Source organism: Streptomyces sp. NPDC020742 (assembly GCF_040641675.1).
GTDB lineage: Bacteria > Actinomycetota > Actinomycetes > Streptomycetales > Streptomycetaceae > Streptomyces.
Map to the genome: position 1 here is coordinate 357,391 of NZ_JBFAEA010000004.1, position 14,927 is coordinate 372,317.

14 protein-coding genes and 3 tRNA genes are annotated in these 14,927 nt (G+C 72.0%); 6 read left to right on the forward strand and 11 right to left on the reverse strand.

Annotated features, from left to right (window positions below; genetic code table 11):
* Positions 1-32 precede the first annotated feature (32 nt).
* On the forward strand, positions 33-1,268 hold the full coding sequence (locus AB0G84_RS11045; RefSeq protein WP_361318414.1) for a pyridoxal phosphate-dependent aminotransferase: 1,236 nt from the start codon (positions 33-35) through the stop codon (positions 1,266-1,268).
* A gap of 133 nt (positions 1,269-1,401) precedes the next feature.
* Positions 1,402-2,445 (forward strand): adenosine deaminase, encoded by a 1,044-nt coding sequence (locus AB0G84_RS11050; protein WP_361318416.1) that lies wholly within the window; start codon positions 1,402-1,404, stop codon positions 2,443-2,445.
* A gap of 18 nt (positions 2,446-2,463) precedes the next feature.
* Here AB0G84_RS11050 and AB0G84_RS11055 read toward each other — a convergent pair whose 3' ends face one another.
* The 6 genes from AB0G84_RS11055 to AB0G84_RS11080 all read right to left on the reverse strand — a co-directional run bounded on the left by AB0G84_RS11055 (position 2,464) and on the right by AB0G84_RS11080 (position 5,019).
* On the reverse strand, positions 2,464-3,528 hold the full coding sequence (locus tag AB0G84_RS11055; RefSeq protein WP_361318418.1) for a UDP-N-acetylmuramate dehydrogenase: 1,065 nt from the start codon (positions 3,526-3,528) through the stop codon (positions 2,464-2,466).
* 72 nt (positions 3,529-3,600) lie between these two features.
* Positions 3,601-4,035 carry a MaoC family dehydratase gene (locus AB0G84_RS11060; protein WP_361318420.1) on the reverse strand — a complete coding sequence of 145 codons (435 nt, stop codon included), beginning with the start codon at positions 4,033-4,035 and terminating at the stop codon, positions 3,601-3,603.
* A gap of 1 nt (position 4,036) precedes the next feature.
* The gene (locus AB0G84_RS11065; RefSeq protein ID WP_361318422.1) at positions 4,037-4,489 is read right to left on the reverse strand and encodes a MaoC family dehydratase N-terminal domain-containing protein; all 453 of its coding nucleotides are present in this window, start codon (positions 4,487-4,489) and stop codon (positions 4,037-4,039) included.
* Positions 4,490-4,574: 85 nt separating this feature from the next.
* Positions 4,575-4,739, reverse strand: coding sequence for a 50S ribosomal protein L33 (gene rpmG / locus AB0G84_RS11070; RefSeq protein WP_003956487.1), 165 nt, complete (start codon positions 4,737-4,739; stop codon positions 4,575-4,577).
* 88 nt (positions 4,740-4,827) lie between these two features.
* Positions 4,828-4,900, reverse strand: a tRNA-Met gene (locus AB0G84_RS11075).
* 46 nt (positions 4,901-4,946) lie between these two features.
* Positions 4,947-5,019: transfer RNA gene (locus AB0G84_RS11080), tRNA-Thr, on the reverse strand.
* A 182-nt stretch (positions 5,020-5,201) separates the two neighbouring features.
* Between AB0G84_RS11080 and AB0G84_RS11085 the strand changes: the two genes are divergently transcribed.
* Positions 5,202-6,470 (forward strand): amidohydrolase family protein, encoded by a 1,269-nt coding sequence (locus AB0G84_RS11085; RefSeq protein WP_361318424.1) that lies wholly within the window; start codon positions 5,202-5,204, stop codon positions 6,468-6,470.
* Between the two features lie 90 nt (positions 6,471-6,560).
* Positions 6,561-7,223: an NAD(P)H-binding protein gene (locus tag AB0G84_RS11090; protein ID WP_361318426.1), complete on the forward strand. Its 663-nt coding sequence runs from the start codon at positions 6,561-6,563 to the stop codon at positions 7,221-7,223.
* 1,029 nt (positions 7,224-8,252) lie between these two features.
* Here AB0G84_RS11090 and AB0G84_RS11095 read toward each other — a convergent pair.
* A tRNA-Tyr gene (locus tag AB0G84_RS11095) sits at positions 8,253-8,334 on the reverse strand.
* 189 nt (positions 8,335-8,523) lie between these two features.
* Between AB0G84_RS11095 and AB0G84_RS11100 the strand changes: the two genes are divergently transcribed.
* Together AB0G84_RS11100 and AB0G84_RS11105 are read left to right on the forward strand one after the other, a co-directional pair.
* The gene (locus AB0G84_RS11100; RefSeq protein ID WP_361318428.1) at positions 8,524-9,012 is read left to right on the forward strand and encodes a YajQ family cyclic di-GMP-binding protein; all 489 of its coding nucleotides are present in this window, start codon (positions 8,524-8,526) and stop codon (positions 9,010-9,012) included.
* A 159-nt stretch (positions 9,013-9,171) separates the two neighbouring features.
* Entirely contained in the window at positions 9,172-9,906 is a 735-nt protein-coding gene (locus AB0G84_RS11105) for an antibiotic biosynthesis monooxygenase (protein WP_361318430.1), read from the forward strand.
* Positions 9,907-9,949: 43 nt separating this feature from the next.
* Here the strand turns inward: AB0G84_RS11105 and AB0G84_RS11110 are convergent, their stop codons facing one another.
* The 4 genes from AB0G84_RS11110 to AB0G84_RS11125 form a co-directional block, all read right to left on the reverse strand.
* A complete protein-coding gene (locus tag AB0G84_RS11110; protein ID WP_361318432.1) occupies positions 9,950-10,342 on the reverse strand; it encodes a YccF domain-containing protein in 393 nt (130 codons plus the stop codon).
* A gap of 136 nt (positions 10,343-10,478) precedes the next feature.
* Positions 10,479-11,345 carry a zinc metalloprotease HtpX gene (gene htpX / locus AB0G84_RS11115; protein WP_361318434.1) on the reverse strand — a complete coding sequence of 289 codons (867 nt, stop codon included), beginning with the start codon at positions 11,343-11,345 and terminating at the stop codon, positions 10,479-10,481.
* A gap of 284 nt (positions 11,346-11,629) precedes the next feature.
* Complete coding sequence (locus tag AB0G84_RS11120) at positions 11,630-13,213, reverse strand: NADH-quinone oxidoreductase subunit N (RefSeq protein WP_361318436.1); 1,584 nt, start codon at positions 13,211-13,213, stop codon at positions 11,630-11,632.
* Positions 13,213-14,898, reverse strand: coding sequence for an NADH-quinone oxidoreductase subunit M (locus AB0G84_RS11125; RefSeq protein ID WP_361318438.1), 1,686 nt, complete (start codon positions 14,896-14,898; stop codon positions 13,213-13,215). The genes AB0G84_RS11120 and AB0G84_RS11125 overlap by 1 nt, the downstream gene beginning before the upstream one ends.
* Positions 14,899-14,927 lie beyond the last annotated feature (29 nt).

Sequence of the window (14,927 nt, forward strand, 5' to 3'; positions counted from 1 at the left end):
CGGGCCCGTGAGGGGTCTGCAACGATGCATATATGAGCGCTGCAACCCCTTCCGCATCGTCCCCCACCGACCGCCGGGTCTCGGCCCGCGTCGGTTCGATCTCCGAGTCCGCGACCCTCGCCGTCGACGCCAAGGCGAAGGCTCTCAAGGCTGCCGGACGCCCGGTGATCGGCTTCGGCGCCGGTGAGCCCGACTTCCCCACGCCCGACTACATCGTCGAGGCGGCGGTCGAGGCCTGCCGCAACCCGAAGTACCACCGCTACACCCCGGCCGGCGGCCTCCCCGAGCTGAAGACCGCGATCGCCGCGAAGACGCTGCGTGACTCCGGTTACGAGATCGAGGCCGCGAACGTCCTGGTGACGAACGGCGGCAAGCAGGCCATCTACGAGGCGTTCGCCGCCATCCTGGACCCGGGCGACGAGGTCATCGTCCCCGCGCCGTACTGGACCACCTACCCCGAGTCGATCCGGCTGGCCGGCGGTGTGCCGGTCGAGGTGGTGGCCGACGAGACCACCGGCTACCGCGTGTCGGTCGAGCAGCTGGAGGCGGCCCGCACGGAGCGCACGAAGGTGCTGCTGTTCGTCTCCCCGTCGAACCCGACCGGTGCGGTCTACACCCGCGAGCAGGTCGAGGCGGTCGGCCGCTGGGCCGCCGAGCACGGCCTGTGGGTGCTGACCGACGAGATCTACGAGCACCTGGTCTACGGCGACGCGGAGTTCTCCTCGCTGCCGGTGGTCGTGCCCGAGCTGCGCGACAAGTGCATCATCGTCAACGGCGTGGCCAAGACCTACGCGATGACCGGTTGGCGGGTGGGCTGGGCGATCGGCCCCAAGGACGTCATCAAGGCCGCCGCGAACCTGCAGTCGCACGCCACCTCCAACGTCTCCAACGTCGCGCAGGTCGCGGCCATCGCCGCCGTCTCCGGCGACCTGGAGGCCGTCGAGGAGATGAAGGTCTCCTTCGACCGGCGCCGCCGGACCATCGTGCGGATGCTCAACGAGATCGACGGCGTGCTCTGCCCGGAGCCGGAGGGCGCGTTCTACGCCTACCCGTCGGTGAAGGGGCTCCTGGGCAAGGAGATCCGCGGCAAGCGCCCGCAGAGCAGCGTGGAGCTGGCCGAGCTGATCCTGGAGGAGGCGGAGGTCGCCGTCGTCCCGGGCGAGGCCTTCGGCACCCCCGGCTACCTGCGGCTTTCCTACGCGCTCGGCGACGAGGACCTGGTCGAGGGCGTGTCCCGGCTGCAGAAGCTGCTGGCGGAGGCCAAGTAGGCACCTCCGGATCTCCGTAGGTGAGCGGAGCGGGCGGCCGGACGAGGGTCCGGCCGCCCGCTCGCCCGTTCTTCCGGACACCCCTTCGGGAAAGGCCCTACCGGCGTGCCGCCCGATGCGGCAAGATCCTCGGATGGAGAGCACTCGTGCCCACGAGGGAGCCGCCGCCCGGGATCTGCGCCGGCTGCCCAAGGCCCATCTGCACCTGCACTTCACCGGTTCGATGCGGTCCGCGACCCTGCTAGACCTCGCCGACAAGTACGGCGTCCATCTGCCGGAGGCACTGCGCAGCGGGGAGCCGCCCAGACTGCGGGCCACGGACGAGCGCGGCTGGTTCCGCTTCCAGCGGCTGTACGACATCGCCCGCTCCTGCCTGCGCGAGCCCGAGGACATCCAGCGGCTGGTGCACGAGGCCGCGGAGGAGGACGTCCGGGACGGGTCGCGCTGGCTGGAGATCCAGGTCGATCCGACCTCGTACGCACCGCGGCTGGGCGGTCTGATCCCGGCGCTGGAGATCATCCTGGACGCGGTGCAGCGCGCCTCGCGCGACACCGGCCTGGGCATCCGCGTCCTGGTCGCGGCGAACCGGATGAAGCACCCGTTGGACGCCCGGACGCTGGCCCGCCTGGCGGTGCGCTATGCGGACCGGGGGGTGGTCGGCTTCGGGCTCTCCAACGACGAACGCCGAGGTTTCGCGCGGGACTTCGACCGCGCCTTCGCCATCGCCCGGGAGGGCGGGCTGCTGTCCGCGCCGCACGGCGGTGAGCTGTCGGGGCCGGCCAGCGTCCGGGACTGCCTGGACGATCTGCACGCGGGACGGGTGGGGCACGGCGTACGGGCCGCGGAGGACCCCGTGCTGCTGCGCCGGCTGGCCGCGCGCGGGGTGACCTGCGAGGTCTGCCCGGCGTCGAACGTGGCGCTGGGGGTCTACGAGAAGCCGGAGGACGTCCCGCTGCGGACGCTCTTCGAGGCCGGGGTGCCGATGGCGCTGGGTGCGGACGACCCGCTGCTGTTCGGCGCCCGGCTGGCCGCGCAGTACGAGATCGCGCGCACCGCACACGACTTCACGGACGCCGAACTGGCCGAGCTGGCCCGCCAGTCGGTCCGCGGCTCCCGCGCCCCGCAGGACGAGCAGCAGCGGCTGCTGGCGGAGATCGACGCCTGGCTGGCCGGATGACGCCCCCGGTCAGAGGCTTCAGAGGCTGACGCCGACCGTCACCGGCTCGTTGACGAGGGTGACGCCGAAGGCCGCGCGGACACCGTCCCGGACCTCACGGGCCAGCGCGAGCAGGTCCTCAGTGGTCGCCCCGCCCCGGTTGGTGAGCGCGAGGGTGTGCTTGGTGGAGATGCGGGCCGGGCCCGTGCCGTAGCCCTTGGTGAAGCCGGCCCGGTCGATGAGCCAGGCCGCGGAGGTCTTCACCAGCCCGTCGCCGGCCGGGAAGGCGGGCGGGGCGGTGTCGGGGCCCAGGCGGTCGCGGACGCGCTCCAGGAAGGCGGTGTAATCGGCCTCGGTGAGGATCGGGTTGGTGAAGAAGGAGCCGGCCGACCAGGTGTCGTGGTCGTCGGGGTCCAGGACCATGCCCTTGCCCGCACGCAGCGCCAGGACGGTCTCCCGGGCGACGGCCGCCGGGACCCGGTCCCCGGGCTCCACGCCGAGCGCGCGGGCGGTCTCGGCGTACTTCAGGGGCGCGGAGAGCCCGCCGGCGTCCTCCAGGGCGTAGCGCACCCGCAGCACCACGAAGCGGTCCGGGCGCGCTTTGAAACGGCTGTGGCGGTAGCCGAAGCCGCACTCCTCGCCGGAGAGCGTGACGGTCTCGCCGGCCCGGCGGTCGTAGGCGACGACCTCGGTGATCGTGCTGGAGACCTCTTGGCCGTACGCGCCCACGTTCTGGATGGGGGTGGCACCGGCCGAGCCGGGGATGCCGGCCAGGCACTCGATGCCGGCCAGCCCGGCCTCGACCGTGCGGGCCACCGCGTCGGACCAGTTCTCGCCCGCGGCCAGCTCCAGCGCCGTGCCGTCGAGCGTGCAACCGCGGGTGGCGATGCGTAGGGCGGTGCCGTCGAAGCCCTTGTCGCCGATGACGAGGTTGCTGCCGCCGCCGATGATCAGCAGGGGCGTCCCGGCGTCATCGGCCGCGCGGACGGCGGCGACCACCTCGTCGTCCGTGGTGGCCGTGGTCAGGCGGGTCGCCGGGCCGCCGAGCCGGAAGGTGGTCAGCGGGGCGAGGGGGGCGTCGTGTTCCGTGTGGCGTTCCTGCACGCGCCCAAGAGTACGGGGGCAGTCCGGCGCTCCGGTCCGGCCGCCCCCTCCGTCGGTCCGCAGGGGGGCGGTTCAGGCCAGCCGCACCACGGCGCGGGACATGCCCAGCACCTTCTGGCCGGCGCTCATCGCGGTGAGGTCCACCCGGACGGTGCGGGCGTCGTCGTCGAGCTTGGCCGCGACCTTGGCGCTGACCTCGATCAGCGCGCCGTTGTCGTCGTCGGGGACCACGACGGGCTTGGTGAAGCGCACGCCGTACTCGGCGACCGCGCCGGGGTCGCCGGCCCAGTCGGTAACCACCCGGATCGCCTCGGCCATGGTGAACATGCCGTGCGCGATCACGTCCGGCAGCCCGACCTCCTTGGCGAACCGCTCGTTCCAGTGGATGGGGTTGAAGTCACCGGAGGCGCCCGCATACCGCACGAGTGTGGCGCGGTTCACGGGGAAGGTCTGCGCCGGGAGCTCGGTGCCGACCTCGACATCGTCGTAAGAGATCTTCGCGGTCATGTCAGGCCTCCTCGGCGCGGCGGGCCACCAGCTTGGTGAACGCGGTCACGACGTGCTCGCCCGCCGCGTCGTGCACCTCGCCCCGGATGTCGATGATGTCGTTGCCCGCCATCGTCTTGATCGCTTCGATGGTGGAGGTGACGGCGAGCCGGTCTCCGCTGCGCACCGGCCGGGTGTAGACGAACTTCTGGTCACCGTGCACCACCCGGCTGTAATCCAGGCCCAGTTGCGGATCCTCGATGACCTGTCCGGCCGCCTTGAAAGTGATCGCGAACACAAAAGTCGGCGGTGCGATCACCTCGGGGTGACCGAGTGCCTTGGCTGCTTCGGCGTCGGTGTAAGCGGGGTTGGGGTCACCGATCGCCTCGGCGAATTCGCGAATCTTTTCCCGGCCGACCTCGTACGGCTCGGTGGCCGGGTACGTACGGCCGACAAAGGACTGATCGAGCGCCATGGGCTCGCAACCTCCGTGTACTGATGGTGATAACGCCGTGAGGCCGCCCCCATGGACTGGGGACGGCCTCACGGACGAGCCTGTGTTATCGCGTCTCGCGGTGCGCGGTGTGCGAGTTGCAGCGCGGGCAGTGCTTCTTCATCTCAAGACGGTCCGGGTTGTTGCGCCGGTTCTTCTTGGTGATGTAGTTCCGCTCCTTGCACTCCACGCAGGCCAGCGTGATCTTCGGGCGGACGTCGGTGGCAGCCACTGGAGTGCTCCTTGACGGACGGATGGACGGATGAACGCAGAAAAGAGTAGCCGATCGAAGGACCGACCCCACAATCGGCTACTGTCAGTAGCGGTGACCGGACTTGAACCGGTGACACAGCGATTATGAGCCGCTTGCTCTACCGACTGAGCTACACCGCTTCGATGCGAGTGGTTCCCGCCCGAAGGCGGGTACCTCACACATCAGAGCCCCAATACGGAATCGAACCGTAGACCTTCTCCTTACCATGGAGACGCTCTGCCGACTGAGCTATTGGGGCGAGCGATGAAGACATTACACGGCCCGCCGCCAAACGTGAAATCCGTATCCGTGCCACGCCCCAACGGCCCCCCGCACCACACCGGTACGACTATTCCGCGCCTGCGCGAAGCTCCCCCGGCGGCGCCCTAATCTCGGATCCACGTTGCGTGATCTTGTACGCCCGGGCCTTCGAGGAGCGCGATGTCCGACAGCAGTTCGCCGCAGCCGCAGCCCCAGCCGGGAGCGCCGGGCGACCCCGGCCGGCACACCAGGGCGGACACCGGCGCGCTGGTCCTGTGCGGCGCCCGGCTCGTCGACGGCCGCACCGTGGACGTACGGCTCGGCGGCGGGCGCATCGAGGCCGTGGGGACGGCCGGCAGCCTCGCCCCCCAGGGCGCCCGGGTCGACCTGGCCGGCTATCTGCTGCTGCCCGCCCCCGCCGAGCCGCACGCCCACTGCGACACCGCGCTGACCGCCGACGCCGACGGGCCCGCCTCCGGCTCGCCCGAGGACGTCCAGCGGCGGACGACCGAGGCGGCGCTGCTCCAGCTGGGGCACGGCGCCACCGCCTCCCGCAGCCATGTGCGGATCGGCGACGTCCAGGGGCTGCGGTCCCTGGAGGCGGTGCTGCAGGCCCGCCGGTCGCTGCGCGGGCTGGCCGATCTGGCGACGGTCGCGGTGCCGCGGGTGCTGACCGGGGTAGCGGGCGCGGACGGCCTGGCGATGCTGCGGGACGCGATGAAGATGGGCGCCTCGGTCATCGGCGGCTGCCCGGACCTGGACCCCGACCCGGCCGGGTACGTCGAGACGGTGCTGGAACTGGCCGGGGAGCACGGCTGCCCGGTGGACCTGCACACCGACGGCGACGACCCGGCCCGGCTGGCCCGCTTCGCGGCGATGTCCGGCGGGCTGCGGCCGGGGGTGGCCCTCGGCCCCTGCGCCGGGATGGCGCGGATGCCGCGCAGCGTGGCGGGCCGGGTCGCCGAGCAGTTGGCCGCCGCCGATGTCGCCGTCGTCTGCCTGCCCCAGGGCGACTGCACCGGCCTGGAGCGGCACGGCTCGCGGGTGTCGCGCCCGGCGCCGGTCCGGCTGCTGCGGGCCGCCGGGGTACGGGTGGCGGCCGGCAGCGGGGCGCTGCGGGACGTGGCGAACCCGGTGGGGCGCGGTGACCCGTTGGAGGCCGCGTACCTCCTGGCCTCCCTGGGTGAGACCACCCCGGAGGCGGCGTACGAGACGGTGAGCGCGGCGGCCCGGACCACGCTGGGGCTGCCGGAGGTGCGGGTCGAGGCGGGCTTCCCAGCGGAGCTGCTGGCCGTGCGCGGCGAGCGGCTCGCCGGGGTGCTCTCGCTCGCGTACAGCCGGATCGTGATCCACCGCGGACGGGTGGTGGCCCGTACCAGCGCGGTGCGCGAGTACTGCGACTCGGCGGCCGAGGTGGCGCTGGAGCTGCCGCGGCAGTCACAGCGCTGAGGCCCGGCCCCGGCGCGGACGGCAGCGAGAACGCGCCCCTCCCGGCCGGTCCCGCGCTCCCCGCAGTCCCTTCGGCGTACGGTCGGGATCATGCGCATTGTCATCGCAGGTGGACATGGTCAGATCGCACTGCGGCTGGAGCGGCTGCTCGCCGGGCGCGGGGACGAGGTCGCGGGCATCATCCGCCGGCCGGAGCAGGCCGGCGACCTGCTGGCCGCGGGTGCCGAACCGGTGGTCTGCGACCTGGAGTCGGCGTCGGTGGAGGATGTCGCCCGGCACCTGGCCGGGGCCGATGCGGCGGTCTTCGCCGCGGGTGCCGGGCCGGGTAGCGGCATCGAGCGCAAGGACACCGTGGACCGCGGCGCGGCGGCACTGTTCGCGGACGCGGCCGAGGCGGCGGGCGTGCGCCGGTTCCTGGTCGTCTCGTCGATGGGCGCGGACCGCGAGCCCCCGGAGGGCACCGATCCGGTCTTCGCCGCGTACCTCCGGGCGAAGGGCGCCGCGGACGCGGACGTACGCGCCCGCGCCGGGCTGGACTGGACGATCCTGCGGCCGGGCCGGCTGACCGACGACCCGGGGACCGGCCTGGTGCACCTGGCCGACGCCACCGGCCGGAGCGCGGTGCCCCGCGACGACGTGGCAGCCACCCTCCTGGCCCTGCTCGACGAGCCGGGCAGCATCGGCCGCTCGCTGGAGCTGATCAGCGGCGGGGTACCGGTGACCGACGCGGTACGGGCGGTGGTGGGCGGCTGACGCCCGTCGCGCCATCGTGGCCCACCGTCACCTCAGGGCGAGGGAAAGGTTCTTGGCGGCGCGGCCGGCCCCCGCTTCGACGTCAGTGGTGATCGAGCGGGTGCCACGGTGTGACGTGCAGGCGGGACGCTTCGGAGTCCATCCGTTCTGCCGCCGGGCGGACGGTGCGACTCGCTGTTTCCCGGTCGGTTCGGCCGCCCCGGCGACGAACCGCGGCCTCCTTCTCCATGGCCGCCGGTAGGCCCCTGACGGCCGTGGCGAGGTCGGTCGTCGACTCCTCGGTCTCGGCGTCGGCACCGCATCCGGTCAAGATCGCAGATGTTAACGCGCAGGCGAGTGCCACTACTGCCGCCCTCTTCGCTTTCCCTCAACTCGCAACAGAGGTCGTGAGGGGGGAACGGTGGCGAGGCCGTCCGGTCCTTCGCGCATCAGGCCGACGGGCACCCGTTGGCACGGCGGAGGGCGTCGCTCGCATCCGCAAACCATGAGGGGGCGGCCGTGCCCTCGCCGCCCCGGGGGAAGAGCCGGAGTGGGCACAACATCGAGTATCAGCATGCCGTCTGACGGTGAGAGCGCCACACAGCGGTGTCCGGGGCCGTACGGCTCTCCCTGTGGGTGGGGCGCCGTGCGAAAGCTCTGGCAGTAGTCGTCCGGACAGGGGCACGGCTCGAGGAGGCGGAGGTCCTGCGCGCAGACGGCCAGGTCACGTTCGCCCTCTTGCTCCAGCAGAGCCGTCATCTCCGCCACAAGATCAGGGAAGACGTCGCGCACGAGGGGTGTATGTCGTCCATCGGCGGACCGTAGCCGAGGCCCGCCCGGAGATCACTCACGTTCTCGCCCCGGCACAGGACAAGGACCCGGGAATTTTGGGTCCGCATCTGGTTCGGAATCTCTCGCCAGCGGCGAGGTTCAGGCGGAACACGGCGAGATACGTCACCCAGCGTCGATTCCGATCGGAAGATCACGGCCGATCACGAAGAAACCCCCTGTGAACTACGTAACCGTAGTCCACAGGGGGTTTCCCAAGGGTGGCGGCGCCAGGATTCGAACCTGGGAAGGCGAAGCCGGCAGATTTACAGTCTGCTCCCTTTGGCCGCTCGGGCACACCGCCAGGGTTTGCTGCCGTGAGTCCCGCTTTTCGGCGGTGCTCGGTGGCAACGACGTAAACCATACCTGATCGGTGGGGGTGCTTCGCCACTCGATTCGGGAGCGCTGGAGCGTGGCCAGGTGGCTAGGCTTGGCAGGCGGGCCGGGACGGTCCGCACCCGTGACGGATCTACGTACGAGGAGCCAACTCAACATGGCCGACTCCAGTTTCGACATCGTCTCGAAGGTAGAGCGGCAGGAGGTCGACAACGCCCTCAACCAGGCCGCCAAGGAGATCTCCACGCGCTACGACTTCAAGGGCGTGGACGCGTCGATCGCGTGGTCGGGCGAGAAGATCGAGATGCGGGCCAACGCCGAGGAGCGGGTCAAGGCCGTGCTCGACATCTTCCAGTCCAAGCTGGTCAAGCGCGGGATCTCGCTGAAGGCGCTGGACGCCGGCGAGCCGCAGGCCTCGGGCAAGGAGTACAAGATCTTCGCCTCCCTCGAGGAGGGGATCTCGCAGGAGAACGCGAAGAAGGTCGCCAAGATCATCCGCGATGAGGGCCCGAAGGGCGTCAAGGCGCAGGTGCAGGGCGATGAGCTGCGGGTCAGCTCGAAGAGCCGGGACGACCTGCAGGCCGTGCAGCAGCTGCTGAAGGGCAAGGACCTGGACTTCGCCCTCCAGTTCGTCAACTACCGGTAGGCCCGGATCCCGGGTGCCTGGGATGGGGCGGCGCGCTGTGGCGTGCCGCCCCACCGGCGTTTCCGGGTGGGGCGCGTGTTCCGTGCGCTCCTGACCTCGGGCGCCTCGGGTACCTCGGGTACTTGACCTCAAGTAAAGGTGAGGTTGCAGGGTCGGGGCATGACTTCTTCCGACGTTTCTTCAGAGGTGTACGACAGCGGCGCCGGCGGGTTCCGGGCGGATGTGTTCCCCGTGGTGCGGCGGCCGGATGCCGGGACCGTGCTGATCAGCGAGTGGGACGCGGGCAGCCCCGAGGGGCAGCGAGCCGTCCTGGACGGTGTCGCCCGGGCGTGGGCAGGGACGCCGCTGCCGGCCGGGTTCCTGTCCCGGGTGCTGTTCGCCGGGACGGACGGGCGCAGTGTGCTCGATTACGCGCAGTGGACGAGCGAGGCGGCGCACCGGGAGTGCGTCGGGACCGATGCCACCGGGCTGAGCGGCCGGATCGCGGCGGCACCGCAGGCACTGGGGGATGTCGGCGACACCGGGCCCACCCGTTACCGGCTGTACCGCAGCATGCTGCCCCAGGGGGAGCCGGAGGCCCCGGGCTGTGTGGTGCGCGTGGCCTTCCGTACGGCCGGGCACGACGCGGCGCGGGAGTTCGTCGACGGGCTGCTCGGGCTGCTCGGCGAGGAGCAGCCGGGCGAGGGTGGGATCGCCTCGCACTTCCACCTCAGCGAGGACGGCACCCGGGTCGTCAACTACAGCGAGTGGACAGCACCGGAGGCCCATCAGCGCACGGTCGACTCCCGGCTCCGGGCCGGCGGACGGGTCATGGCGTTCATCGACGGCCTCCCGGGGGTCGAGCCGCTCGGGTTCCGGCGGTTCGTGACCCCACGGGGGCTCGTACGGGTGTGATGCGCAGGGGCGGCGCCCCTGCGGCGCCGCGGGCGTACCGGCGTCAGCGGGCGGCGAACGGCTCGTCGGTGGGAACGATGTCGCGGCCCAGGGGGACCAGGGAGATCGGGATCATCTTGAAGTTGGCGATGCCGAAGGGGATGCCGATGATCGTCACGCACAGGGCGATACCGGTGACGATGTGCCCCAGGGCCAGCCACCAGCCCGCGAAGATGATCCAGATGACGTTGCCGATCGCCGAGCCGACGCCGGCGTCGTGCCGCTGGACCGTCGTCCGGCCGAAGGGCCACAGGGCGTAACCGGCGATCCGGAAGGACGCGATGCCGAAGGGGATCGTGATGATCAGGATGCAGCAGATGACGCCCGCGACGACATAGCCGATCGCCAGCCAGAAACCGCTGAGGATCAGCCAGAGGACGTTAAGGAGGGTTTTCATGATCGACAGCCTTCCACGGGCACGGCAGGGGATGAATCGGGATCTGCCGTGGTAGACGCACTGGGCCCGGTGAAACGTTGCATTCATGATGCGACGCCCGGCACCGGGCGGCCACCGCTCCCGTGCCGCGCCGCGATCACGGGTGGGGGTGGCCCGCCATCCGCTCCAGGCGGGCGATCCGCTCCCGCATCGGGGGGTGGGTGGAGAACATCCGGGACATCCCCTCGCCCGCGCGGAAGGGGTTGGCGATCATCATGTGGCCGGCGGTCTCCAGGCGCGGCTCGGGCGGCAGCGGGAGCTGCTGGGTGCCCGTCTCCAGCTTGCGCAGCGCGGAGGCCAGGGCGAGCGGGTCACCGGTGAGGCGGGCGCCCGAGGCGTCCGCCTCGTACTCGCGGGAGCGACTGACGGCGAGCTGGATCAGCGAGGCGGCGATCGGCCCCAGGATCGCGATCAGCAACAGGCCGAGGAGGCCGGGGCCCTCGTCGTCGTCGCTCCTGCCTATCGGGATCAGCCAGGCGAAGTTGACGAGGAACATCACGACCGAGGCCAGGGCGCCCGCCACGGAGGAGATCAGGATGTCGCGGTTGTAGACGTGGCTGAGCTCATGGCCGATGACCCCGCGCAGTTCGCGTTCGTCCAGGAGCTGGAGGATGCCGTCGGTGCAACAGACCGCGGCGTGGCGGGGGTTGCGGCCGGTGGCGAAGGCGTTGGGCGCCTGGGTCGGGGAGATGTACAGCCGGGGCATGGGCTGGCGGGCGGCCGTCGAGAGCTCACGCACCATCCGGTAGAGCTGCGGCGCCTCGAACTCGCTGACCGGGCGGGCCCGCATGGCCCGCAGGGCGAGCTTGTCGCTGTTCCAGTACGCGTAGGCGTTGGTGCCCAGGGCGACCAGGACGGCGATGATCAGGCCCGTACGGCCGAAGAAGCTGCCGATGAGGATGATGAGGGCGGACAGCCCCCCGAGGAGTACGGCGGTCCTGAGCCCGTTGTGCCGGCGGTGCACGGTACGCCCTCCAAGCGGTGCGGCAGGGGAACCCTGTGCTGCGTTGATCCACGCTCCAGTGGACCCTTACTCACTGGTCAACGCGAGATGAACGGGCCTGGTTCCCCGCCGGTACGCGGCCGGTACCGGGCGGGCGGTACGCCCCGCCGGGGCCCGTCGGGGCGTACCGCCGTACGGGTGGGCCGGGGTGGCGCGGCCTGTCGGGGCGCGGCGACCGCCGGGTGCCGCGCCCGCGGGAGACACCCCCTGGAGCGCCCTGTGAGCTCCGAGCTCCCCTGAGTTCCCTAGAGCAGGGCGCCGGAGGCGAAGCGCAGGACGAGCTGCGGGGCTCCGGAGAGGACAACGCCCAGGACCGTGGCGAGGGCGATGGCCGCGCCGAGCGGGGCGGGGATCCGGGCGCGGGCCGGTGCGCGGTCCGCCGGCGCCTGTTCGGCGCCCGCGGTCCCCCCGGCCTCCTCGGCCCCCTCGGCCTCCTCGGCCCCCTCGGCCTCTTCGGCGCCCCGGAAGAGCACCGCGGTCCACTGGAGGTAGTAGTAGAGCGCGATCACGACGTTGATCGCCATGACCACGGCCAGCCAGGCCAGGCCCGCATCGACGGCCGCGGCGAACACCGTGACCTTGGCGAACAGGCCGATGACGCCCGGCGGCAGACCCGCCAGGCACAGCAGGAAGAAGCCCATGGCGAGCGCCACCAGGGGGCGCCGGGCGTACAGGCCCCGGTAGTCGGCGATCCGGTTGGCGGGGCGGGTGCGGGCCACCAGGGCGGCGACGGCGAACGCTCCGAGGTTCACCACGGCGTACATCAGGGCGTAGGCGACGGTGGAGCCGATGGCGCGCCCGGGGTCGTGGACGTATCCGGCGGCGGCGATGGGGACCAGGAGGTAGCCGGCCTGGCCCACGGAGGACCAGGCGAGCAGGCGCACCGCGCTGTGTGCGCGGTGCGGGTCCTGTCGGAGGGCGGCGACGTTGCCGACGGTCATGGTGAGCGCGGCGAGCACGGCCAGCGCCGGGCCCCAGATGCCGGCGTACGAGGGGAAGCCCTGGACCGTGACGAGGATCAGGCCGGAGAAGCCGACGGCCTTGCCGATCACGGAGAGGTAGCCGGCGATCGGCAGCGGCGCGCCGACGTAGGTGTCGGGCACCCAGAAGTGGAAGGGGGCGGCCGCGGTCTTGAAGGCGAAGCCGACCAGGGTGAGCGCGACACCGGCGCCGGCCAGCGTGGCCAGCCGCGGATCGGGCAGCGCCGTGAGGGTGTGCGCGATCCGGGAGAGGTGCAGGCTGCCGGTGGCCGCGTACACGAAGCTCACGCCGAGCAGCATCACGGCGGTGGCGGCCACCGAGGACAGGAAGAACTTCAGCGCCGCCTCGGAGGAGAGCCGGTCGCCGCGCCGCAGCCCGACGAGGGCGAACGCGGGCAGCGACGCCACCTCCAGGGCGATGACGAGGGTGGCGAGGTCCCGGGAGGCGGGCAGCAGGGCGGCACCGGCGGCCGAGGACAGCAGCAGGAACCAGTACTCGCCGGCGGGCAGGTCCTGGTCCCGTACGGCGTCGATGGACAGCAGGGCGGTCAGCAGCGCGCCGCCGAGCACCAGGAACTGGATGACCAGGGCGAACGGGTCGGCCGCGTAACTGCACAGCGCCGCGCGCCCGGGGAGGCAGAAGGTCTCCCGGCCGCCGCCCACCAGGGGCAGCAGGGAGAGCACGGCGAGCGCCAGGCCGGCCGTGGCGATCCAGCCCAGCAGCGGCTTGCGGGCCGCCGGGAGGAAGAGGTCGGCGACCAGCACCACCAGGGCGACGGCCGCGGTGAGGGTGGGCGGCGCGACGGCGACCCAGTCGACGGACTGGACCAGCGAGGGGACCGAGCTCATCACTTACCGCCTCCGAGGAGCTGCTGGACGGCCGGGTCGGTGAGGCCGAGGAGGGCCGCGGGCCACAGTCCGGCGAGGACGGTGAGGGCGGCGAGGGGACCCCAGGCCGCGTACTCGTAGCGCGCCAGGTCGGGGAGGGCGGGGGCGGTGACGGGCGCCTCGGGGGCGTCCGGATCCGGGTCGCCGTCCGCGCCGAGCGGGGCGGTCGGGGCGAGGTGGGGAGTGCCGCCCATGCAGACGCGGCGGACCACCAGCAGCAGGTAGGCGGCGGTGAGCAGGGTGCCCAGACCGGCCAGCACCATGAACGTCCAGAAGGCGGGGCGGCTCAGACCGGCGGCCGGCTGGAACGCCCCGAACATGGCGAGCATCTCGCCCCAGAAGCCGGCCAGCCCGGGCAGGCCCAGCGAGGCGACCGCCGCGAAGGCGAGCAGGCCGCCGAAGCGGGGGGCCTTGCCGTAGAGGGCGGCGCCGGTGCTGCCGGCCAGGGCGTCGAGGTCGGTGGTCCCGGTGCGGTCCTTGAGGGCGCCGACCAGGAAGAACAGCAGGCCGGTGATCAGACCGTGGGCGATGTTGGCGAACAGCGCGCCGTTGACGCCGGTGGGGGTCGCGCTGGCGATGCCGAGCAGGACGAAGCCCATGTGGCCGACGGAGCTGTAGGCGATCAGCCGTTTGAGGTCGCCCCGGGCGCCCTTGCGGACCAGCGCGAGGCAGGCCAGCGAGCCGTAGATGATGCCGACGGCGGCCAGCGCGGCCAGGTAGGGCGCGATGGTGTGCATGCCCTCGGGGGTGATGGGCAGCGCGATCCGCACGAAGCCGTAGGTGCCCATCTTCAGCAGGACGCCGGCGAGCAGGACCGAGCCGACGGTGGGGGCGGCGGTGTGCGCGTCGGGCAGCCAGCTGTGCAGCGGCCACAGCGGCGACTTGACGGCCAGTCCGATGCCGATCGCGAGGACCGCCAGCAGCTGAACGGTATGGCTGAGCTGGGCCTGCGGGCCGTTGTCAGTGGCGAGTGCCACCATGTCGAACGTGCCGGTTTTCACGCCGATGAGGAGGAGGCCGAGCAGCATCACGACGGAGCCGAGCAGCGTGTAGAGGATGAACTTCCAGGCCGCCGCCTGCCTCCCGGCGCCGCCCCAGCGGGCGATCAGGAAGTACATCGGGATGAGGACCATCTCGAAGGCGAGGAAGAAGAGCATCAGGTCCAGGACGGCGAAGGTGGCGAGGGTGCCGGCCTCCAGGACGAGCAGCAGGGCCACGAATGCCTTGGGAGACGGGCCCCCATGGTGACGAGCAGCGCGAAACGCTTCCTGCGAAGGGTCGCGGTGGGCGACGGGTGGGTGGAAGTAGGAGTAGAGCGCGCAGAGGAAGGTCAGCAGCGCGGTCATCACGACGAGGGGGAGCGAGATGCCGTCGACGCCGAGGTGGATGCGGATGTGCAGCGCCGGGATCCAGCTGATGTCGGTGGTGGCCTGCATACGGGCCGGATCGTCGTGGTCGAAGCCGACGGCCAGCGCGATGGCCGCGGCGAGCACCGCGCCGGTGACGGTCACGCCGTGGCGCAGCACGGCCTGGTCGGGGCTCTTGCCCTTCAGGCCGGGCGGGGCGGGCAGCAGTGCGGCCAGCGCGCCGACCAGGGGAAGGGCGACGACAGCCACGAGGAGGAGCTGCAGGGTGGTGTGGTGCACGGGTCAGGCCCTCCTCAGGGGTTCGGCTC